General features: G+C 68.7%; 15 protein-coding genes. 3 read left to right on the forward strand and 12 right to left on the reverse strand.

The features are described 5' to 3' along the window. From AC1Q7Q_RS29870 to AC1Q7Q_RS29890, 5 genes are all read right to left on the reverse strand, one after another. On the reverse strand, window positions 1-147 hold a 147-nt coding region (locus AC1Q7Q_RS29870), incomplete at its 3' end, for an ATP-binding cassette domain-containing protein (RefSeq protein ID WP_492387248.1). Between the two features lie 402 nt (window positions 148-549). Then, on the reverse strand, window positions 550-2,250 hold the full coding sequence (locus AC1Q7Q_RS29875; RefSeq protein WP_492375429.1) for a GMC family oxidoreductase: 1,701 nt from the start codon (window positions 2,248-2,250) through the stop codon (window positions 550-552). A gap of 170 nt (window positions 2,251-2,420) precedes the next feature. Beyond that, on the reverse strand, window positions 2,421-3,368 hold the full coding sequence (locus AC1Q7Q_RS29880; RefSeq protein WP_492375428.1) for an alpha/beta hydrolase: 948 nt from the start codon (window positions 3,366-3,368) through the stop codon (window positions 2,421-2,423). 50 nt (window positions 3,369-3,418) lie between these two features. Next, window positions 3,419-3,919 carry a Cu(I)-responsive transcriptional regulator gene (gene cueR, locus AC1Q7Q_RS29885; RefSeq protein WP_492375427.1) on the reverse strand — a complete coding sequence of 167 codons (501 nt, stop codon included), beginning with the start codon at window positions 3,917-3,919 and terminating at the stop codon, window positions 3,419-3,421. Then, complete coding sequence (locus tag AC1Q7Q_RS29890; RefSeq protein WP_492375426.1) at window positions 3,916-6,396, reverse strand: heavy metal translocating P-type ATPase; 2,481 nt, start codon at window positions 6,394-6,396, stop codon at window positions 3,916-3,918. Before AC1Q7Q_RS29890 ends, cueR begins: the two co-directional genes overlap by 4 nt. Before the next feature lie 263 nt (window positions 6,397-6,659). On the opposite strand from AC1Q7Q_RS29890, the gene AC1Q7Q_RS29895 reads away from it, so the two are divergent. After that, entirely contained in the window at window positions 6,660-6,872 is a 213-nt protein-coding gene (locus tag AC1Q7Q_RS29895) for a heavy-metal-associated domain-containing protein (protein ID WP_043350852.1), read from the forward strand. A gap of 66 nt (window positions 6,873-6,938) precedes the next feature. On the opposite strand, the gene AC1Q7Q_RS29900 is transcribed toward AC1Q7Q_RS29895, so the two are convergent. The 4 genes from AC1Q7Q_RS29900 to AC1Q7Q_RS29915 all read right to left on the reverse strand — a co-directional run bounded on the left by AC1Q7Q_RS29900 (window position 6,939) and on the right by AC1Q7Q_RS29915 (window position 10,989). Further along, on the reverse strand, window positions 6,939-7,667 hold the full coding sequence (locus AC1Q7Q_RS29900; RefSeq protein WP_492375425.1) for an OmpW/AlkL family protein: 729 nt from the start codon (window positions 7,665-7,667) through the stop codon (window positions 6,939-6,941). A gap of 229 nt (window positions 7,668-7,896) precedes the next feature. After that, complete coding sequence (locus AC1Q7Q_RS29905; protein ID WP_492375424.1) at window positions 7,897-8,856, reverse strand: delta(1)-pyrroline-2-carboxylate reductase family protein; 960 nt, start codon at window positions 8,854-8,856, stop codon at window positions 7,897-7,899. Window positions 8,857-8,941: 85 nt separating this feature from the next. Beyond that, window positions 8,942-9,946, reverse strand: coding sequence for an aldo/keto reductase (locus tag AC1Q7Q_RS29910; RefSeq protein WP_492375423.1), 1,005 nt, complete (start codon window positions 9,944-9,946; stop codon window positions 8,942-8,944). 152 nt (window positions 9,947-10,098) lie between these two features. Beyond that, window positions 10,099-10,989, reverse strand: coding sequence for a LysR family transcriptional regulator (locus tag AC1Q7Q_RS29915; RefSeq protein ID WP_492375422.1), 891 nt, complete (start codon window positions 10,987-10,989; stop codon window positions 10,099-10,101). A gap of 185 nt (window positions 10,990-11,174) precedes the next feature. Between AC1Q7Q_RS29915 and AC1Q7Q_RS29920 the strand changes: the two genes are divergently transcribed. After that, complete coding sequence (locus AC1Q7Q_RS29920; protein ID WP_492375421.1) at window positions 11,175-12,719, forward strand: MFS transporter; 1,545 nt, start codon at window positions 11,175-11,177, stop codon at window positions 12,717-12,719. 55 nt (window positions 12,720-12,774) lie between these two features. Beyond that, window positions 12,775-13,701, forward strand: coding sequence for a LysR family transcriptional regulator (locus AC1Q7Q_RS29925; RefSeq protein ID WP_492375420.1), 927 nt, complete (start codon window positions 12,775-12,777; stop codon window positions 13,699-13,701). Here AC1Q7Q_RS29925 and pbpC read toward each other — a convergent pair whose 3' ends face one another. The 3 genes from pbpC to AC1Q7Q_RS29940 are packed head-to-tail and all read right to left on the reverse strand — an operon-like array spanning window position 13,702 to window position 22,624. Next, a complete protein-coding gene (gene pbpC / locus AC1Q7Q_RS29930) occupies window positions 13,702-15,921 on the reverse strand; it encodes a penicillin-binding protein 1C (protein WP_492387244.1) in 2,220 nt (739 codons plus the stop codon). It lies immediately after the preceding gene. Further along, on the reverse strand, window positions 15,918-16,619 hold the full coding sequence (locus tag AC1Q7Q_RS29935; protein WP_441635822.1) for a lysoplasmalogenase: 702 nt from the start codon (window positions 16,617-16,619) through the stop codon (window positions 15,918-15,920). Before AC1Q7Q_RS29935 ends, pbpC begins: the two co-directional genes overlap by 4 nt. Then, window positions 16,616-22,624, reverse strand: a complete 6,009-nt coding sequence (locus tag AC1Q7Q_RS29940; RefSeq protein WP_492375432.1) for an alpha-2-macroglobulin family protein — start codon at window positions 22,622-22,624, stop codon at window positions 16,616-16,618. The genes AC1Q7Q_RS29935 and AC1Q7Q_RS29940 overlap by 4 nt, the downstream gene beginning before the upstream one ends. Window positions 22,625-22,696 lie beyond the last annotated feature (72 nt).

Raw genomic sequence — 22,696 nt, forward strand, 5'->3', positions numbered from 1 at the left:
GCAGGTGGTCTTGCCGGCGCCGTTGGGGCCGATCAAGGCATGGATGGAGCCGCGCCGCACCTTGAGGTTGACGTCGCTTACCGCGGTGAACCCCTTGAATTCCTTGGTGAGGTTCCGCGTTTCCAGGATCGTTTCTTGCTGATTCATGGTCTCCTGCCCGCCCTCTTGCAGCGGCGCCGGCTTCTGGTCGGCACCGCCAAATGGTCAGAACTGTGGTGCCAGTCGCACCACCACCGCACAGGTCGCGCCAATCCAGTTGCGCTCCCCGTGGCTGTTGCGGCTCTCGCGCCGCTTGTATTTGCTTGTATTTATTTGCTGCCTGTATTGCTGCCTGGATGTCCGCCGTGCGCGCCCGTCCCGGAACGCGCGACGCGCCCTTGTGGGGGCGCGCCAATGTGAGCGGTGCTGCACGGCATCTCGGCGTCTATTGTGTGCGTCTGCTGCGTCGCAAAACATCCGGGTTTGCACTGATTATGAAACATGAACCAGATGTCAGGTTGGTGTCAGGTTTGCCGCGCGTTTGCCGCGCGTTCGCGACAAGCGGCGTACTCAGGCCTGGGTTGTGGCCCCCGCTTTGCTGGCCAGCGAAGCTCCCGCCGGGGAAACAGCGCCGTGCGCACCCCCTTGCGCCACGCCGCTCGCGCGCCGGCGCCGGTCCTCGCGGATCATGTCGCTGGCGCGCTCCGCGATCATGATGGTCGGGGAGTTGGTGTTGCCCGAGGTGATCAGCGGCATGATCGATGCATCGACCACGCGCAAGCCATCGATGCCAATCACGCGCAGGCGCTGGTCCACCACGGCCTGCGGGTCATCGGGTCGGCCCATGCGGCAGGTGCCCACCGGATGGAAGATGGTGGTGCCGATCTCGCTCGCCGCCTGGGCCAGTTGCTCGTCGGTCTCGAACGCCGCGCCCGGCAGCCATTCCTGCGGCTTGTAGGGCGCGAGCGCGGGCGAGGCCACGATGCGCCGCGTCAGCCTCAGCGAATCCGCCGCGACCTTGCGGTCCGCGTCGGTCGTCAAATAGTTGGGCGCGATCACCGGCGCGTGGCGGAAATCCGGATCGGCGATGTGCACACTGCCGCGCGAGGTCGGGCGCAGGTTGCACACGCTGGCGGTGAACGCATTGAAGCGATGCAACGGATCGCCGAACTTGTCGAGCGATAGCGGCTGCACGTGGTACTCGAGGTTGGGCCGCGCATACGATGCATCCGAGCGCGCGAAGGCACCGAGCTGCGACGGCGCCATGCTCATCGGGCCGCTCTGGTTGACCGCGTACTGCAGGCCGATGCCAAGCTTGCCCCACCAGCTGCCCGCGCGCGTGTTGAGCGTGCGCACGCCCTCCACCTTGACCACGCTGCGCAGCTGCAAGTGGTCCTGCAGGTTTTCGCCCACGCCGGGCAACGCATGGCGCACCGCGATGCCCGCCGCCTGCAGCCGCTCGGGCTGGCCGATGCCGGACAGCTCCAGCAACTGCGGCGTATTGACCGCGCCCGCTGCCAGGATGACCTCCTCGCGCGCTGCCGCCGTGAATGGCTTGCCGCCGCCGAGATAGTCCACGCCGGTGCAGCGGCGTCCCTCGAACGTCAGCGCGCTCACCTGGGCGCCGGTGACGATCGTCAGGTTCGGCCGTTCCGCCGCGCGGCGCAGAAACGCCTTCGCGGTATTCCAGCGAATGCCGCGGCGCTGGTTGACCTCGAAATAGCCCACGCCAAAGTTGTCGCCGCGATTGAAGTCATCGGTACGCGGGATGCCGGCCTGCTCGGCGGCATCGATAAAGCGCTCCAGGATGTCCCAGCGCAAGCGCTGCCCTTCCACCCGCCATTCGCCACCTGCGCCGTGGAATTCGTCGCCGCCGCGATGATGGTCCTCGCTGCGCTTGAACAGCGGCAGCACATTGTCCCAGCGCCAGCCGTCGTCGCCCGTCAGGCGCGCCCAGTCGTCATAGTCTTCGCGCTGCCCACGCATGTAGATCATGCCGTTGATCGAGGACGAGCCACCCAGCACGCGGCCGCGCGGGTAGCCCAGCGAGCGGCCGCCCAGGCCGGCTTGCGCCACGGTGCGGTACATCCAGTCGGTGCGCGGGTTGCCGATGCAATACAGGTAGCCCACCGGGATGTGAATCCAGTGGTAGTCGTCGCGCCCGCCGGCTTCCAGCAGCAGCACGCTCACCTCAGGGTCCTGGGTCAGGCGGTTGGCCAGCACGCAGCCGGCCGATCCGGCGCCGACGATGATGTAGTCGTATGTCTCCATGCTTTCTCTTGTCAGGCCTTGCGCCACGTTTGGAAAGGTTGATGATGAGCCCGCGCGGGAATATCCCGCCAGGATGGCAAATGCGTGCGTCCATACGCGGCATGCCGAACTTGGGCCATGGCTGCGCGCAATGGTTCAGGTGATGGCAGCCAGGGACACATCATGCGCGCTCACGCCGCCTGCGGCTGCAGATGCTTGCGCAGCCAGCCGGTGAGCGCGGCCAGTACCTCGCCGCGCAGCGGCTGTGCCTCGTTGAAGATCTCGTGGTAGCCGGTGTCGAACCAGAGCGCGTCGCGCAGGTCGGGCGGCGCGTTGTCGAAGAAGCGGCGGCTGCCGGCCGGATCGACGATGCGATCGTCGCCCGCCACCAGCATCAGCATGGGTGCTTCCAGCAGGGGCGCGTCGGTTTGCGCCTGCGCCATGCCGCGCACAAAAGTCTCCAGCACGCCAGCGCTGATGGTGCCCTGCACCAGCGGATCGGCGCGATACTGCGCCACCACCGCGGCGTCGTGCGACAGGTAGCGCGCATCGATCGGGTTGGGCACGCGCAGGCGCGGCACCAGCGTCAGCAGCATACGGTGCAGGGCCAGCATCGGGGCGGACAGCCTCAAGGCCAGCGCCGGCGATGACAGCACGAGCGCGCGGATGGGCCGCACGCGCGCGGTGGCGAAGCACGCGGCCACCAGCCCGCCCATGCTGTGCCCCAGCAGGAACGGCAGCTCCTGCCACTGGCCCACCGCGGCGTCGTGGATTTCGGTGAGGTCTTCGACGAACACATCCGGATGCTCCGCCACCATGCGCGGACCGCCGCTGGCGCCATGGCCGCGCTGGTCGTAGGCGCGCACACGCAAGCCCAGGCCGCACAACAGCTCCGCCACGTGCTGGTAGCGCCCGCAATGCTCGGCCAGGCCGTGCACCAGCAATAGCGAACCGGCAGGTTCCGGGAACAGCTCGGGATCGGGCTGCCAGGTGCGCAGGAACAGTTCCGTGCCGTCGCGCATGCGCTGGCGGCTTTCGATGGGGGTGACGGGCCGCGCGGGGGCCGCCGCGGCAGGGCCGGCGCCATCGGCGCCGACGTCGGCCGGCTCGGCGCAAGCAGCGGTACTCGGTCGATCCATTCGGTTGATCTCCATCTGTGTTCCGCTACGATGCCGCCAGCCTTCCCTGACTAGGAGGCCGCGGTGCTGTCCTCGCCGTGACGATGGCAGGCCGGCACCGCGCCATCGTTGTTGCCGCCCGCATCCGCTTGCTCCGCCGCCAGGCCGAATCCTGCCTGCGCCATATCGGCCAGGATCGGGCAGTCGGGCCGCGCATCGCCGCTGCAGGCCTCGGCCAGCTGGCGCAGCGTGTCGCGCATGGCGGCAAGTTCGGCAATGCGCTGCTCCAGGTCCGCCACGTGGCGCAAGGTAAGCGCCTTGACGTCGGCGCTGGCCCGCGCGCGGTCGTGCCACAGCGACAGCAGCCCGCGTATCTCGTCCAGCGAGAACCCGAGATTACGGGCACGCCGCACGAAGCGCAAGGTGTGCACCGCGCGCTCGTCGTAGCGGCGGTAGCCGCCCTCGCTGCGCGGCGGTGGCGCCAGCAGGCCGATGGACTCGTAGTGCCGGATCATCTTCGCGGAGACGCCGGAAGCCTGTGCCGCTTCGCCGATATTCTTGCCGACATTCATGCTTGCTCTCCCGCCGGCTTCCAGCGCCGCAGCAGCAGCGCATTGCCGACCACGCTCACGCTGGAGAATGCCATGGCCGCGCCGGCCACTACCGGGTTGAGCAGGCCGGCCGCCGCCAGCGGGATGCCGATCACATTGTAGAAGAAGGCCCAGAACAGGTTCTCGCGAATCTTGCGCACGGTGCGGTGCGAAATCGCCAGTGCGTCGGCCACCAGCGCCGGGTCCCCGCGCATCAGCGTGATGCCGGCGGCATGCATGGCCACATCGGTGCCGGTCGACATGGCGATGCCGACATCCGCCGCGGCCAGGGCCGGCGCATCGTTGATGCCGTCGCCAACCATGGCCACCACGGTGCCGCCCGCCTTGAGCCCGTTCACGCGCTCGGCCTTGTCGGCCGGCAGTACTTCCGCCTGCACCTCGTCCAGCCCCAGCGTCTGGGCCACGCGCGCGGCGGCGCCCCGGTTGTCGCCGGACAGCATCACCGTGCGCACGCCGGCGGCGCGCAGCCGCTCGATCGCGCGCCGCGCGCCAGGCTTGATGGCGTCGCCAAAGGCAACCAGCCCCACCACGCGGTTTTGCGCGGGCGACGCATCCCGCGCCGCGCCCGTCTCGATCAGCCAGGACACGGTGCGGCCCGCTTGCTGCAGTGCCTGCGCCTGCGCTTCGAGCGTACCCGCCGCTGCGCCCAGCGAGGCACGCAGGCGCTCGCTGCCAAGCTGCAATGCCACGCCATCGACCTTGCCGGACAAGCCCATGCCGGGCAATGCACGCACATCGGTAGCCGTCGGCGCGTGGATGCCGCGCGCGCGGGCCGCTGCCAGCACCGCGTGCGCCAGCGGATGCTCGCTGCCGGCCTGCAGCGCGGCCAGACGCGCCAGCAAGCGTGGCTCTGCATCGTCATCGTCACCGGCACCTGCCGGCACCGCCAGCGCCACCACTTCCGGCTTACCCACCGTGAGCGTGCCAGTCTTGTCGAAGGCCACCACCTTGACCCGGTGCGCCACTTCCAGCGCCTCGGCGTCCTTGATCAGGATGCCGGCGCGCGCACCCGCGCCCGTGCCCGCCATGATCGCGGTCGGCGTGGCCAGGCCGAGCGCACACGGGCAGGCGATCACCAGCACCGCCACCGCGTTCAGCAAGGCTGCCTCCCAGTTGCCGCCGAACAGGCCCCAGCCTAGCAGCGTGACCAGCGCGATGCCCAGTACCACCGGCACGAACACCGAACTCACGCGGTCGACCATGCGCTGGATTGGCGCCTTGGCCGCTTGCGCGTGCTCGACCATGCGGATGATGCGCGCCAGCACCGTCTCCGCGCCCACCGCCACCGTGCGCGCCACCAGGCGGCCTTCGTAGTTGATGGCGCCGCCGGTCAGCAGCGCGCCGGGTGCCTTCGGTACCGGCAGGCTCTCGCCGGTCAGCATGGATTCGTCCGCATGGCTGCTGCCTTCGATCACCTTGGCATCCACGGGCACGCGTGCGCCCGGCAGCACCACGATCTCATCGCCGACCCGCACCGAGCCCAGCGGCACGCTCATCTCCGCGCCGTCGCGGCGCACGATCGCGCTATCGGGGCGCAGCGCGGCCAGCGCGCGGATGGCGTCCGCCGTCTGGCGCTTGGCGCGGGTTTCCAGCCACTTGCCCAGGCGCACCAGCGTGATGACCACTGCCGCGCTCTCGAAGTACAGGTGCGGCATATCGTCCGCGCCACGCCACATCAGCCACAAGGACAAGCCATAAGCCGCCGAGGTGCCGAGTGCGACCAGCAGATCCATGTTGCCCGCGCCCGCGCGCACCGCCTTGAAGCCAGCCTTGTAGAAACGCCAGCCAAACACGAACTGCACCGGCGTGGCCAGCAGCCACTGCACCCAGGCCGGCAGCATCCAGTGCACGCCGAACCATTCGGCCACCATGGGCGCCACCAGCGGCAACGATAGCGCCGCCGAGATCGCCACCGGCCATGGCCCAGACCAGAAGCCTTCGCCAGGCACCGCCCCAGCCGGCAATTCGCCGGTGACCGGCACCGCGCCATAACCGGCGCGCGCCACCGCAGCGGCCAGCGCATCGGCATCCACGGCACCACGCAGCACGGTCACCTCAGCCTGCTCCGTCGCCAGGTTGACCTGCGCATCCACCACGCCGGCCACGGCCTTCAGCGCACGCTCGACGCGGGCCACGCAGGAAGCGCACGTCATGTCGCTGATGGACAAGGTCATGGCCTGGTGCGGCACCTCGTAGCCGGCAGCCCTCACGGCCTCGGCGGCGGCCGGCAGCACGGCAGCGCTATCGGCCTGCAGCGTGGCTTCTTCGGTGGCGAGGTTGACGGCGACCTGGCGCACGCCAGGCACCTTGCCCAGCGCGGTCTCGACGCGCCGCACGCACGAGGCGCACGTCATGCCGCCGATCGGCAGCCGCCATTCGGAGGGCGGCGCGCCTGCTGCTGCGCCGGGTACGGGAAGGAGTTGGGTGTTAGCGGGCATGGCAGGGATCGGGTCCACAGTGATGACAACCACATCATGGACCTTACCATGTTGGGAAGGTCAAGCCCGCGTGCAAGCAACGCATTCATCACGTGCCGAACGCGAGAACGTCTGGAAAAGGCCTTGCGCTTCCCACGGTGGGAAGGTGCAAACTTCAGGGGTAGACCGAAGTCCGGCCCGGCCAGCGCAGCGACAGGTACGCTTTTTGGACGGCCGGATGCTCACCTTGATTCCTTACCCCAGGTACCAACAGGAGATTCCAGATGATCCAGTTCCAGGTTGAAGGCATGTCGTGCGGCCATTGCGTGGGCGCCATCACCCGCGCCGTGCAAGCACTCGATCCCGCCGCGAAGGTGTCGGCCGACATCCCCGCGCAGGCAGTCACGGTAGAAGCCACCGCCAGCGGCCAAGCGCTGCGCGAAGCCATCGAGGCTGCAGGCTATCCCGTCAAGGGCAGCACCCAGGCCGCGGGCTGAGCCAGAAGCGGCACAAAGCAAAACGGGCGCCAGCAATGGCGCCCGTTTTGTCGTCTGGCGAGCCGCTTAGAAGCGGTACCCGACGTTCAGGTAGGTCACGACCGGATCGATCTTGATCTTGGTATGCGACACCACGGTAGCATTGCCTGCCGCGCCCGCGTTCTGCGTGGTAAGCGTGGCCGTGCTGGATAGCGGCAGGTAGGACACCGACAGGCCAACGAACCAGTTATCGGTGATGGCGTAGTTCGCGCCGACATTGAACACCGGATTCCACGAGCTCTTGGCGCTCGCGGTCATCTTGGCGTTCGGACCAAACTCGGAGCGCACGAAAGTCTGGTTGTTGATGGTCTCGTCGGTGAACCACGTGTAGTTCACGCCAAGGCCCACGTAGGGGCGGAACTTGGTCTTCGCTTCCCCGAAGTAGTACTTCACCAATACCGCCGGGCTCCATTGCTTCACATTGCCCAGCGTGCCGTATTTGGCAAACGTGCCAGCGCCCTCTACATCGTGCTTCGGCGGAATTCCCGCCACAAATTCGCCTGCGATATTGTCGGTAAAGAAGTGCGTGAACGCGATGCCAAGCGTATCCGCGGACTTGATCTTGGCACTCGTGCCGGCTTCGGTCTGGTTGACGGGGAAGCCGCCGATGCTATCGACGACCAGCGCATCGGCCGAACTCGTCGGCATCACGCGGAACCAGCCCAGGCTGACAATATTGCTGCCGGCGCTCTGCGCTTGCGCGGCGCCAGCAATCAGCATGGCTACGCTGGCCAGCAGGATCTTCTTGGGGGACATGCCTCTTGCTCCTTATTAACTCTCTACCCGAGGCAGGCATTATCCCGTCTGGTGTGACCCGTCTGTTTCAAACGCTTAACACTTTTGTAGAAGCCCGCCCCTAAATCACGGGTTAACCATTAAAAAAGCGGGCAAACGAGCCAAATCGGTCGGCGAAACCGTATGCAATTTGCGACGCTCGCCGGACAAAAACCTACTGCACGGTATAGGCCTACTCGTGGCAAGGGAATTACGCTGTGCCGGCGCTCGCCAGCACGCACGCGGCCAGGTCCCACAGGGCGTAACCGACACTCTTGAAGACCAGCGGGCTGCCGCGGCGCGCGCGCAGTGCGTCCGCGACGAGGATCGCGTGCTCGAACGGCTGCACGGTGGACCAAGCGATGCCCGCCTGCAGCAGGTCGCCCGCCTCCTCCTCGATGCCGAACAAGGTGTCGGCCAGCAGCCGGCCGTGCGCCGAGGCCGCCTGGCAAAGCGCCGGCGGCAGCTCGCACATCTCCGGGCGGAACGCGCCCACCGCGGCGATGAAATGATCGTCGCGCCACAGCCCGCTATCCAGGTCCGGCAGCACCGGCACCAGGCTGGACGTCACCGTCACCACCATCGACACGCGCGGCAGGACCGTGCGCACGTCATCCACCGTCTGCGCCTCAACGCCCAGCGTGCGCGCATGCGCGGCGAGGGCTTCGGCCTTGGCGGCCGTGCGCGAATGCAGCCACACCCGGCGCGGCGAGAGGCCGGCGGCAAAGGCTTCCAGATGGGTCAGCGCCTGCACGCCAGCACCGACGATCAACAGCTCGCCAGCGGGATCCGGCGCGAAGCTCTGCGCCGCCAGCAATGACACGGCGGCGGTGCGCCGGCCCGTCACGGTGGGCCCGTCCAGCAGCGCCAGCCGGCGTCCCGTATGGGCGTCGGCCACCACCACCTCGCCGAGGATATTGGGCAGGCCGCGTTGCGGATTGCCGGGGTGCACGGTGATGTTCTTGGTCATCACCAGCTCCCGGTTGCGCGCCGGCATCACCAGCAGCGTGCCTTCCCCGCCGGCGGGGTCCCCAACAGGCAACGCAATGCGCGGCGGCGCCATGGCCGTGCCCGCGCGCAGCTCGGCCAGCATGGCGGCAATGGCGCCGGCCAGCGCGGGGTAAGGCAGGCGGGCCGCGGTCTGGGCGGCGTCTAGCAGGGCAACGGACATGACGGGTGACTCCGGAGGCGGTTCGCGATGCTGGATTATCGGCGAACTCGCCACCGGCCCCCCACGCTCCACAGGTTCAGCCGGTTCAGCGCGCCAGCAAGGACATCACCTGCCCCGGATAGCGCGTACCCGCTACTGCGTCTGCCGGGAACACGGCGTCGATGGCCGCCATGTCGGCCGCGTCCAGCACCACGTCCAGCGCGCCAAGGTTGTCGTCAAGGTTGGCCACGCGCCGCGTGCCGGGAATCGGCACCAGCATCTCGCCACGCGCCAGCACCCACGCCAGCGCCAGTTGCGCCGGGCTGCAGCCCTTGTCGCGCGCCAGCGCGTTCACTTTGTCGACCAGCGCCAGGTTGCGCGCGAAGTTCTCACCCATGAAACGCGGGCTGGAACGGCGGTAATCGTCCTGCGCGAAATCCTCAGGACTGCGGATGGCACCGGTCAGGAAGCCCCGGCCCAGCGGGCTGTACGGCACGAAGGCAATGCCGAGCCGCTGGCACGTAGCAAGAATGCTCTGGTCGCCACCCGCCTCCACGTCGCGCGTCCACAGCGAATACTCGCTTTGCAGCGCGGTGATGGGATGCACGGCATGCGCGCGCTCGATGGTCTGCGCGCCGGCCTCCGACAGTCCCAGCCAGCGTACCTTGCCCGCCTTCACCAGTTCCGCCATCGCGCCCACGGTTTCCTCGATGGGCACCTGCGGATCGACCCGGTGCTGGTAGTACAGGTCGATATGCTCCACCCCGAGCCGCTTGAGGCTGGCGTCGCAGCTGGCTCGCACATATTCGGGCCGGCCATCCACGCCGCGCGCCACCGGGTTGGCGGCGTCGCGCACGATGCCGAACTTGGTCGCAAGCACCACGCTGTCGCGGCGATCCGCGATGGCCCGGCCTACCAGGCTCTCGTTGGTGTACGGGCCATAAATATCAGCCGTATCGATAAAATTAACACCATTATCAATGGCGTAATTGATAGTGCGAATAGATTCGGCATCATCATGCGCGCCGTAGAACTCGCTCATGCCCATGCAGCCCAGGCCAAGCGGGAATACTTGTGGGCCATGCCGGCCCAGCTTGCGTAGTGCGGTCATGCGGAACTCCTTGGTTGAGGAACCTCGGCAGTATCGCCAAGGCCGGGGCGCGGAAACAGCCGGCTACGCTGCATGCGTCATGAAGCGCAGCTTCACAATCGGGCTACCCTCTTAAGCTGGACACCATGGGCGATGGGAAGGGCCATGGGCTCTCATCCCGGGTTCTCCCCGCGGGACAGGAAGTCAACCAGCACCCGCAGCTTAGGCAGCATGTGCCGGCTCGATGGCCACAGCATCCAGAAGGTGCCCTGCACCACGTTGAACGTGTCCAGCGCCGTCACCAGCCGCTGGTCGTGCAGCGCCTCCCGCGCCACGAAATCCGGCACGTAGCAAATGCCCAGGCCGCCGATCGCCGCGGCCAGCACGCCTTCGATGTTGTTCAAGGCGAACGTGCCCGGCAAACGCACTTCCTCGTCTTCGGCATCCTGCGTCAACACCCAATCCTGCAGTTTCCCGCTGGAGGGGAAACGATAGCGCAGGCAAACATGCTGCTCCAGGTCCTTCGGCCGCCTGGGCATGCCGCGCCGCGCAAAGTAGTCCGGCGCGGCGCACACCACCTGGCGAAAAGGCCGCAGGCGCCGCGCCATCAGCTGGGAATCCACCAACTCGCCGCTGCGGATCACCAGGTCGAAGCCCTCCTCCACCACGTCCACCATGCGGTCGCTGAAATCCAGGTCGAACTCGATCTCCGGATAGGCAGCGCAAAACGTGGCCAGCTCGGGCAGCAACAGGCGATAGCCGATCGCCGGGACGCTGATGCGCAGCCGGCCGCGCGGCGCCTCCTGCAGCCGCGACAACTCCAGTTCCGCGTCGTCGATTTCCTCGAGGATGCGGCGGCAGCGCTCGAAGAAAAGCGCGCCCTCTTCCGTCAGCCGGATCTGCCGCGTGCTGCGGTGAAACAGCCGGATGCCAAGCCTGGCCTCGAGCCGCATCACGCTCTTGCCGATGGCCGATGGCGAGACGCCGAGAAGCCGTCCCGCCGCGACGAAGCTCCGGGTCTGCGCCGCGCGCACAAAGGCGTACAGGCCACTAAGACTGTCCATGACGATCCATGACTATCTATACCGCTTCATTAGAGAATTTTTGTCCGCAAAACACGGAAATCCAGGTGCTTTAAGACGTATTAATGCCATCCTATCATTAGTCCACTTTCGCGATTGGCCACAGCCACGTGCTATCGGCGCCAGCAACGTGCGACGCCCGCCCCGCCCTCCAACCCGGACTCCCGATGCCCAAAGCTGCACCTGACGCCGCGCACACCACGGCGCAAAAACTATTGATCCTTGGCGCGGTCTGTCTCGCCGCGCTGGCCATGCCCCTGAGCTTCACCGGCCCGGCGGTGGCCTTGCCAGCGATCGCTGCCGATCTCGGCGGCAGCCCCATCGCGCTGAACTGGGTCACCAACGCCTTCATGCTGTGTTTTGGCAGTTGCCTGATGGCAGCCGGCGCGCTGGCCGACCGCTTCGGGCGCAAGCGCGTCTTCCTCGCCGGCATTGCCGGCTTTGCGCTTAGCTCGCTCGCCCTCACGGCAGCGCCCGACATCGCCTGGCTGGATGGCCTGCGCGCAGCGCAAGGGGTGGCTGGCGCCGCCGCCTTCGCCGGGGGCATGGCAGCGCTGGCGCAGGAGTTCGAGGGGCAGGCCGCCACCCGCGCGTTCAGCTTGCTGGGCACCACGTTCGGCGTGGGACTCGCTTTCGGGCCGGTGCTGGCGGGATGGCTGATCGAGCAAGCCAGCTGGCGCAGCGTCTTCCTGAGCGCGGCAGCGATCGCCATTTGCGCCGTGGTGCTGGGCGCGTGCTGCATGCGCGAGTCGCGCGACCCCGCCGCCAGCGGGCTCGACTGGCCAGGCGCGGGCACCTTTACCGGCGCGCTGAGCTTGTTCACCTATGCCGTGCTGCGCGCACCAGACAGCGGCTGGGGCAGCGTGCCGGTGGTCGTGCTGCTGGCCAGCGCCGCCGTGCTGATGCTGGCGTTCGTCATGATCGAGCAGCGCGTGCCTGCGCCTATGCTGGACCTGTCGCTGTTTCGCTATCCGCGCTTTGTCGGCGTGCAATTTCTGGCCGCCGCGCCCGCGTATTCGTACGTGGTGTTGCAAGTGCTGCTGCCGGTCCGCCTGATCGGCATCGAAGGCTACAGCGCGATCGAAGCCGGCCGCATGATGATTGCACTGTCCGCACCCATGCTGGTGGTGCCGCTGCTGGCCGGCCATCTGACCCGCTGGCTCTCGGCCGGCCTGATCTGCGGCCTGGGCTTGCTGGTGTGCGCCGGCGGCCTGCTATGGCTGGCCCAATGCGCACCGGGCCAGCCAAGCGCCAGGCTGGCGCTGCCCATGCTGGCGATTGGCCTTGGCATCAGCCTGCCCTGGGGCCTGATGGATGGCCTCGCCGTCAGCGTGGTACCCAAAGAGCGCGCGGGCATGGCCACCGGCATCTTCAGCACCACGCGGGTGGCGGGCGAAGGCATTGCCCTGGCCATCGTTGGCGCCATGCTTGCCGGGCTTGCCCAGTCCAGGCTGCACGCCATCGCCACTGCGCCCTCGGCCGCGCTGGCGCAAGCCGCGCACCGCCTCGCCATGGGCGACCTGCCCCGCGCCATGGCCCTGCTGCCGCAGGCGAGCGAGCAGGCACTGGTGCAAGGCTATGGCGATGCCTTCCGGCTCCTGCTGTATATCCTCGCAGCGATCACCGTTGCGTCGGCGGCATTGGTATTTGCCTTGCTCAGCCATTCACGGTTGCCGCATCTGTCAGTATCCGCGCCAGAAGCCTTGCGTTAGCGACGCGCCGCCGCATGCTTCGCGGCAAGGCGCGCCATGCTACTCTCGCCGCACCATGAAGCCTGACGTCTCCCTTGACCCCGACCTGCTGCCCGCCATGGCCGCCTTCGTCCGCGTGGCGCGCCTGGGCAGCTTCACCGCCGCCGCCGCCGCGCTGGCGGTCAGCCCATCGGCCATCTCGCAGACCATCCGCCAGCTTGAGCAGCGCCTGGGCGTACGCTTGCTGCAACGGACCACGCGCCGGGTCGGCCTGTCCGAAGCCGGCGCCGCGCTGCTGGCCCGCGTGGAGCCCGCGCTGACGGAGATCGGGGCTGCGGCCGACGACGCGCGCCAGCAGCGCGAAATGCCCGCCGGCACGTTGCGCATCACCACCTCATACTCGGCTGCGGCCACCGCGCTGCAACCGGTGCTGGTGGAGTTCATGCGGCTCTATCCGTCGATCTGCGTCGACGTGGCCGTCGACGACCGCTTTACCGACCTGATCGCGGAGGGATTCGATGCAGGCCTGCGCCTGGGCGAAGCACTGCAGCGCGATATGGTGGCGATTCCCATCACCGGCCCGATGCGCATGGTGGTGGCCGGCACGCCGGACTACTTCACGCGCCATGGCGAGCCGAAGCTGCCGCGCGACCTGCAGGCGCATGCCTGCCTGCACTACCGCTTCGGCCCCGCGGGCCAGGTCTATCGCTGGGAGTTCATGCACGCCGCGCGCCAGGCCACGGTCGATACCGGCGTCGCGCTGATCGCCAATGACAAGGCCCTGCTGCACCAGGCAGCGCTCGCCGGGCTCGGCCTGCTTTACGAGTTCGAGGCCTTGCTGCACGCGCCTCTCGCCTCGGGCCAGCTGGTCACGGTGCTGGACGACTGGCTGCCGCCGTTCGATGGCTTCTACCTCTACTACCCGGGCCGCCTGCTGATGCCGGCCAAGCTGCGCGTGTTCGTCGACTTCCTCAAGGCGCGCGCACCGCTCGCGCCAGCGTAATCAGCGGCGCGGCGCCTTGGCTACGGCGCCGCGCACTTCGATGCCGATACGGTCAACCACCTTGCCCGCGGCATCCAGCAACTCCACTTCGTGCCGGCCCGGCCAGGGCAGCCAGGAGAGCTGGCCGCCGCGCCCCAGCGGCTTGCCGTCGATGCGCCAGCTCACGCGTCGCGCGGTCTGTCCGCTGACGCCCTCGGCATGGAACCAGACGCGCTGCGCCGCCGGCGGGATATCGGGATCGAGCGCGAACACGGTGCCGTCGGCAGGGCTGGCGATGGCAGTGACGCGATCCTTGGTGGCACGCACGCTATCCGCGCTGGCAATGTTGACAACGCGCATGGCGGTACCCGCGAGGAAGACCTCATCGCGCGCGGGCTCGAGATCGTCGGCGAAGCGCAACGGCACACGCTCCACGCCGGCGGGCATGGCCGGCGCCACGCTCGGCACCGAGCGGTGCAGCGCCTCCATGATCTCGTGCCACACCGGCGCGGCGCCGGACACACCCGAGACCTCATGCATGCTTGCGCCGCTGGCGTTTCCCACCCACACGCCAACCGTGTAGCGCTGCGACCAGCCCACGCACCAGTTGTCGCGCATGTCCTTCGACGTGCCCGTCTTGACCGCGGTCCAGAAGCGCGTGGTCAGCGGGCTGTCCAGGCCAAACGTGCGCGCCCGCGCGTGGCGATCCGACAGCACGTCGGCAACCAGATAGCTTGCCGCAGGCGACATCACCGCGCGCACGGTCACTGGCGGTGCATCGGCGCGCAGCCGCACGCCCGCAAAACGCCCACCGTTGGCGAAGGCGCGATAGGCATTGGTAAGCGCGACCAGCGGCACATCGGCGCTGCCCAGCGCAAGGCTGTAGCCGTAGTAATCGCCGGCCTGCGCCAGCGGCAAGCCGAGCGCGGTCAGCCGCTGGTGAAAGCGATACGGCGTGACCATCACCAGCGTGCGCACCGCGGGCACGTTCAACGACGACGCCAGCGCGGCCCGCATGCTCACCCAGCCCGCATACTGCCGGTCATAGTTCTGCGGCACATAGAGACCCCCGCCGCCGCCCGTGGGCAGGTTGACAGGCCGGTCGTCCAGCAGCGATGCCGTGGTCAGCCGCCGTGCCTCCAGCGCCTGCTCATAGAGAAACGGCTTGAGCGTGGATCCGGCCTGGCGCGGCGCGGCCGCGTGGTCGACCTGCGCGGCCGCCGACAACGCGCCAGACGAACCCACATAGGCCAGCACGTCGCCACTCGCGTTGTCGATCACCACCACGGCGCCGTCTTCCACATTGCGCCCGGCAAGCTCGCGCAGATGTCGACCCAGGCTCGCCGTGGCGATGCGCTGCAGGCCGGCATCGAGCGTGGACGTGATGGTGGCAGGCACCGGGCCGGCGCCGCGGGCTTGCGACACCAGCAAGCGCGCCAGATGCGGTGCCAGGTTTGGCGTGAGGTTTGGCGTGAGGTTCGGCATCGATGTCGTGCCCGTGGTGCTGGCGCCGCTGCGCAGCAGCGCCAGTTGCGCGAAGCCGTCCAGCCCATCGCATGCCTTGGGCAATTGTTGCTCGCGCAGGATGCCGCACGCGCGCTGCGCCACCTGCGGCGCACGCGCGTTGGGCGCACGCACCAGCGCCACCGCCAGCGCCGCCTCGCGTGCGTCGAGGCCGCTCGGATACTTGCCGAACAGCGCCTGCGACAGCGCGGACAGGCCGACCAGCTCGCCGCGAAACGGCACCAGGTTGAGATACGCCTCGAGGATCTGGTCCTTGCTCCAGTTGCGCTCCAGTGCCGTCGCACGCACGGCCTGCGCCATCTTCTGGCTCGCGCTGCGGCCGCCGTCGGCTCGCCGCAGGTCCTCGTCGAGCAAGCCGGCGAGCTGCATGGTCAGGGTGGAGGCGCCGCGTGTGCGCGTGTTCCACAGGTTGGCCCACGCGGCAGCGGCGACGCCCTGCCAGTCCACGCCGCTGTGCGCATAAAAGCGGCGGTCCTCCGACAGCACGATAGCGGTGCGCACCGCGGGCGATATCTCCGCCAGCGTGACCCAGTCGCCGCGGCGCGCACGGAAATCGTCGCGCACGCGGGACAGGGTTTCGCCATGACGGTCGAGCACCACCACATCCGCGCTGCGCCAGCTGGCGCGCACGCTGTCGAAGGACGCAAGCGCAAGCGCATGCGCGGGCGCACAGGCCACGCAGGCCATCACGGCTAGCGCGCGCAGGCCCGCCTTCATTTGTCCCGCCCGGCCGCCACGCCGGCCACCAGCAGCACTTGTGCGGCCGCGTAGGTCCACCAGATGCCGAGCGCAAAGGTATCGAACGGCACGAGGAACCGGGCGGTGCCAAGCAAGCCGTCAGACACGGCGAAACACAGCGCACCGATTGCCGCCAGCGGCGTCGGCAGTTTCGCCAGCAACGCGGCGCAGGCCATCGCCGCGAGCGCGCCGACATAGACCGAGACCGGCACCGCCAACGTGCCCAGATTGGGCCAGAAGCGCGCGAGCATCACGCCGGCCGCGCCCACGACCACACCGCAAGCAATCAGGCGATGCGCGCGCCCGTCGCCCGCCATGGGCACGAACAAGCCGAGGTAAGCGAAGTGCGCGATCAGGAAAGCCCCAAGGCCGCCGATGAAGGAGAATGACAGCCACGGCATCGCCAACAGAAAGTCCCCCAGCGCGGAGAACAGCAGCGCCGCCATCAGCCAGCGCCGCTCGCGGCGCAAGGGATGGAAGTGCGCGGCGCGTACCAGCAGCAGCGCCATGGCAGTCTTCCACAAAGGCTGGAAGGCGATCTGCCCGTTCAACGGCGCGCCGGGCGGCGAGTCCATCGCGACGGTGACCAGCAGGCCGCCGTAGACCAGGCCGGCCATGGTGCCGGCCAGCCACCACTCGCGCACCCGCGCGGGCATCATCATTGCAAGCCAGCTCAAGGGCGTGCTCCTACGGTCAGTCTGGCATTGGGTTGCGCGCCGAATACATCCGGCGCGTACATCGCCTCGACCCGGGTGGGCGGCAAAGCGAACTCGCCGGCATTGTTCAGGCGCACGGTGTATTCCACCGTGGCACTGCCGCGCGGCATGTAGGCGTAATACTCACGGAAGGCCTGCGGCGTGCGCTCGGTGAACGCAGGCCATGCACCCTTGCGCCGCTCGCCGCGCGTGGCGATCTCCGAGTCGCGCCCGAGGCCGCTGCCGAGGATGGTGGCGCCGGCGGGCACCGGGTCGCTCACCACCACCCAGGTCATGTCGGCCTGCGCATCGATCTCCAGCTTCACGCGATACGTGTCGCCGCGCGACCACTTGCCGGCCACCGCCTGCTCCACCGCCGTCACGCTGCGCGTGATGCGGTAGCCCGCCGAGAGCGGCGCGGCCAGCGGCACCGCCGCCAGCGCGCGCACCGTGGCCCAGGGTTTGCCGGCGCCTTGCTGCACGGCCTGCAGCGTGGCGGACTCGCCCGCGCGTGGCCACGGCAGGCTGATGCTGCCGCTTGCCACGCCATCCACCTTCCCGGCGCGCGCCCAGTCGAAGCTGCGCGATGCATCGGGCACCCCCTCCAGCGTCACGCGCGTGGCGCCCGACACCGGCGTCTTCTCGAAGGCTTGCGCAAAGCGCGTGATCGCCAGCGAGCCCCAGGCGTTGGCCGTGGTCGTGCCCCAGGCGCCGCGCATCTGCCGGCCGAGCAAGCCGGTAGCGAGTTGCGCGCTTTCGTCCTTCCAGCCGGGCAGGTCGAGCGACAAGGCCAGCAGGCGCGCGGCGTTGAGATCGCCGCCGCTCATCAGCCACCACCAGTTGTCGTCGCGCTCGGTGGAAAACGCCAGCCGCGTGCCTTGCACGGTCAGCCGCGAGCGCAGGATCTGCTGCGCTTGCGCCAGGCGCTCGTCGCGCTGCGGGATATCCTGCACGCGCGACAGCACGGCAATCCAGTCGAGCAGCGCGGAGGTGGGCCACTGCGCCGGCAGGATCTGGATCGAACCCAGCATGCGCGCCTGCGCGTGCCCGCTGCGCGAGAGCGCCTCTAGCGCGGCCAGCTTGCGCACTTCCAGATCCTGCGTCGGTGCCCAGCGTTCGCGCTTGATGCGGCCTTCGATGAACGCGGCCAATCCGCTTTCCATGCGGGCCCGCGTTTCGTCGGGCAGGCGCAGCGGCAGCCCCGCGCGCACGGCTTCGTCGGACACCGCCAGCAGGTAGGCGGTCAGCACCTCGCTGCCGGCGTTGCCGTCGTTTTGCAGCGGGAAATACGAGGCCAGCCCGTCGTTGTCGAGATAGCCGGGCAGTTGCGTAGTCAGTGCATTCCACTGCGCCGCATCGCCCAGCCCGATCGCGCGCGAGGCACGCTGCTCCAGGCACGAGAACGGATAGTTGCGGAACCACTCGCGCACGCCCGGCATGCCGCCTGCCAGCGAGGCTTGCAGGTTCACCTGCAGGCCACCGCGAGGCTGGCCCGCGCCATCGGCCAGCGCGCCCTGCGGTGCGCGTACCGGCACCGACAGGTTTGGCGCGAGCTGCGCCAACGTGGCTTGCTGCACGGTGAGCGGCACCGCCGGCACCAGTTGCTGCGAGAGCTTGACGCGGTCGCTGGCGCCGCCCGTCTTGCCGGCCTCGGTCGCTTCCACCTCCCACTGCACCATGCCGTCCTGGGCCGACGAGCCCGCCGGCAACAGCGGCGCGGCCGCATCCCAGCCGACCTCGCGCGATTCGCCCGCGGGAATCTCTACTGTCTGCGCGGCCAGCGCCTGCGGCTGCGCGGATTGTCCCGGCGGGCTCACACGCGCCACGGCCTGCACCGTCATCGCGCGCTGCGTGGTATTGCGCAGCGTAAACATGGCGCGATAGCGGTCTTCCTCGCGCACCAGCGGCGGCAGTCCCGAGATCAGCTGCAGGTCCTGCGTGGCAGCAATGGTGGCGCTGCCATTGCCGAAGCGGCCCACGCCCAGGTCGGCCACGGCCACAATGCGGAATCGCGTGAGCGAATCGTTGAGCGGCACCGTCAGCGTGGCGCGCCCTTCGCTGTCGAGCTGCACGCGCGGATTCCACAGCAGCAAGGTATCGAACAGCTCGCGGGTCGGGCTCTTGCCGCCGCCGCCGCCCGCCGGCACGGCCTTGCGGCCATAGTGGCGCCGGCCGATGATTTCCATCTGCGCGGTGGCGGTCTCCACGCCATAGCTGCGCCGGCGCAGCATGGCGTCGAGCAGATCCCAGCTCGTGTTCGGCATCAGCTCCAGCAGGGCTTCATCCACCGCGGCAAGCGCGACTTCGCCATTGGCGGCAGGCTTGCCGTCGGGCAGCTTCACCTGCACCGCTACCTGCGCCTTGCCGCGCACGGGGTAGCTCGTCTTGTCGGGCGTCACCTTCACGTCGAGCTTGTAGCCCTCGTTGCCCACGCGGATCTCCGCCAGCCCGAGGCGGAATGCCGGCTTGGACAGGTCCACCAGCGCGCTCGGCGCGGCGTACTCGCGGCCCTCGCTGCGAAACGCCTGCCACCACTCGGTTGGCTGGCGCCAGCCCCAGGTGAAGAACGAATACCAGGGCACCTCGCGCAAGCGTCCACGCAACGCCAGCACCGACACATACACATTGGGGCCCCACTCCGGCCTTACCTTGACCCGCACCGTGGGATCGCGCCCGTTGAGCTCCACCACGCTGGTCTCCAGCACCCCCTCGCGCTCCACCGCCACCAGCGCGGTGGCGTGGCGGAACGGCATGCGCACCTGAAACACGGCGGTCTCGCCCGGCGCGTAGGCCTTCTTTTCGGGCAGCAGATCGATGCGGTCGTTGTTCTCGCCGCCGAACCACAGCTCGCCCTGGCGCGTCACCCAGACCGAGGTGGCGGCCTGCGATACACGTCCCGCGTTATCCCGAGCCTGCGCGATCAGTTCCACCTGGCCGGCCTCGAGCAGCGTCACGTCGCATTGCATGCGGCCTTGCGCATCCGTTCGGCCCTCGCACACGATGCCCAGGTCCTTGTTCTCGTTGCGGTTGTCGTAGCGATAGAAACCGCCCACCACGCGCTTGCGCACCGAGGTGGTGATGCGCACCTGCGCGCGCAGCGAGATCGGCACGTTGGCCTGCGGCCGCCCCTGCGGATCGAGCGCCACGGCATGCACGGGAAGCTTCTGCTTGACCGAGACCCAGCTCTCGGTGCGGATGCCTGCCACCACACCCGCCGGCCACATCGGCACGGTCTGGCGCAGCGTCTGGATCTCGCCATTGGGGTCGGCAAAGCCCGACTCCACCACCAGGTCCTTGGGTGCCTCGAGCCGCGGCATGTTCTTGAGGGTCAGCGTGCCGCCGCCGTTCTTGTCGAGCTTGAGCGGCAGCTTGTCGGCCACCAGCTTCTGCGCGTCGTCGCGCTGCGCATTGCCGTCCTCGCCCTCGTCCTCATCGCCACTGCTGTCCTTTTGCGGCTTGCGCGGCGGGGCGAAGGCATAGCTGTCGTAGTCGGCAAAGCGCACGTACTTGTCGCGCAGCAGCGCCGACACCTGCACCGGCAAGCCTGCCGCGCCGCCACCCGACACGTAGTGCACTTCCAGGTTGAGCGGCACCTCGGGCGGCGCCACCAGCGCCCCGCCGCCGCCGGCCTTGAGCGTGCCCGCCAGCACCGGCAGGCGGAAGGCCTCGACGCGGAAGCTGCCGCTGTCCAGCACACGGTCCTTCGCATCGCTGAACGACACCGTATAGACGCCCAGCTTCGCCGCCGCGGGAATCGCGAACGTGCTTTCGGCGCTGCGCCCACCGGTAGCAGTGCTGCGCCATTGCACCGGCTGCTCGTAAGTCTGGCCACTGCCTTCATGCTGGATGACCAGCTTCTCTGGCAAGGGATCGCCCGCGCCCGGCAATGCGAAGCCATTCGCAGTCTCGGTGCGGATCATGTGCTTCATCGACACGGTCTCGCCGGCACGCAGCAAGGTACGATCGAAGATGGTGTGGACGCGCACGTCCGGCACCGCGCTGGTGTCGGTCGGCACGTTGAAGCGCCAGCTCTCGATGCCCTGGTTCCAGTCGGACATCACGAAGGCCATGTCGGCCTGGCCGCGTGCCTGCGGATGGTCCGCGGCGATGCGTGCCGAAACGAAATAGCCGGACAGCCCGGTGTCGTCGCAACTGCGCTCGCGCACGTCGTCCAGGCCGTTGAAACTCGCCAGCCCGGCGGCATCGGTGCGGCCCGAGGCCAGCAGCTTGCCGCTGCAATCGCGCAGCGCCACCGCGGCGTTGGCCACCGGCTTGCCATCGTCGAGCGTAGTGACCCACGCCAGCGCGGTCATCTTGCCGGGGCCTCGCGCGAGCTTGAAATGCACGCCGAGGTTGGTCACCAGCGCGGCGGTGCGCACGTACATGGGCGCCGGCTTGCCGAGCAGCGCCTCGCCCAGCATCGGCGAAGCGATCTCCACCACATGAAAGCCGGCTTCGGGCAGGGGAATGCCGACCACCTCGAACGGGCGTGGCGCCTTGCCGCCCGGCTCAACCAGTTGCGGAATGGCGAGCTTGCGCGCACCGGCCACGCCATCGAGCAGCGAGATGGAGCGGGTCTCGATGGAAGGCGCATTGCGCGGGTTGTTGACCGCGGACGGCGAGCGGCCGGCGAGAATGGCATCAAGCTCGCCGCGCGTCCAGCTGCCTTCGTGCAGCCGGCGAACCAGCCCGTACCAGCGCAGTACCGCGCCATCGTCGTCCACCTTCAGGCGGCGTACCGTGCCGGCTTGCGCGCGCACGCCTTGCACCGGCAGGTCGGCCTCGACATTGCGCAGCGTCACCGGCAGCAGCGCCGGATAGTCGGCCGCTGGCTTGCCCTTGGGCAGCTCGCCAAAACGCTCGAGCACGCCGAACGGCGCGGCCGAGAATTTCGCCAGCGGCGGCATCGCGGCCATGCCCACCTTGAGCGGGAAGAGCTCGGCATTGGACAGCACGCGGCCGCTGTCGTCCTTCAGGCCAGCGGGTACAGACAACGTGAACTCGGCCTTCTCGGCAAAGGGTGGCTTGAAGCTGACACTGCTGACGGGCGCGTCGCGCGCCGCTTCCGGCTCGAACTGCGGGGCGCGCGGGCCTTTCGGCGTATTGAGCAGGATATGCTCGGCGTCCTTGCGCGAGATCGGCGCGGAGAACGACAGCGAGATCGGCCGCAATGGCGTGCAGGGCGACTGCGCGCGCTCTCGCTCGCAGGTAAAGCTCGCGGTGAAGGGCTCGCGCACGGTGTAGTCGAAGCGCCGTTCGTCGCGCGTGGCCAGCCCCGAAGGCGTGGCGACGCCGCTGCCCAGCACCAGCTGCATGCGTGCGCCGGACGGCAGGCGCTGCTGGCAGGCCAGCAGGTGGACGGCATCCACCTCGTCGGCCTTCAGCTTCCAGTGCAGCGCGCCCAGCACGGCGTCGCGCTCCTTGCCGGCGACGAGACGCACGGGAATGCGCTCGCCCAGGCCTTGCGCCTGGCACCAGGTGGCGTTGCGCACCGAGTCGGCGGTGGCCGGGCCGTTGAAGCGCAGCGCAAAGACCTGGTCCTCTTCGATCTCACCGCCGCCGGGACGCGCGGAGACCACGGTGGGCCCGCCGGTCTCGAAGCGATACTCCGGCTTGCCGGTGTATGCCTTGCCGGCCTCGCTCTTGAGGCCGGCCACCATGCGCACCGTGCATTTGACGCCTGGCGGCAGGTCGCGCGCAAAATCGAATGCCCAGTTCTTCGCGTCGATCCAGCGTGCCTGTCCGGTGATCGCGCTGCCTTTGCAGGACACCGTGGCGGGCGGGCTCGCCTGCAGGTCGCCCAGCGGAACCATGGCTTCGTCGAAGCGGATCGCCACCTGCCGCACGCGAGCGACCTCGCCCTCCGGCGAGAAGCGGACCACCTGCGCTGCCTGGCCGGAGCCCGGCATCGTCGCCAACACTGCCTGCAGGCAGGCCGCGGCGGCCCACCAGTACCCACGTATCTCACGTCTCTCACGCTTGTCCATCCGCGCGACGATCTGCGTCATCCTGCCCCCTCCCGATTACGGCACCCGGCGAGGGTGACATGCGCCGATGGC

The sequence above is a fragment of the Cupriavidus sp. GW823-FHT07A04 genome, assembly GCF_058794615.1.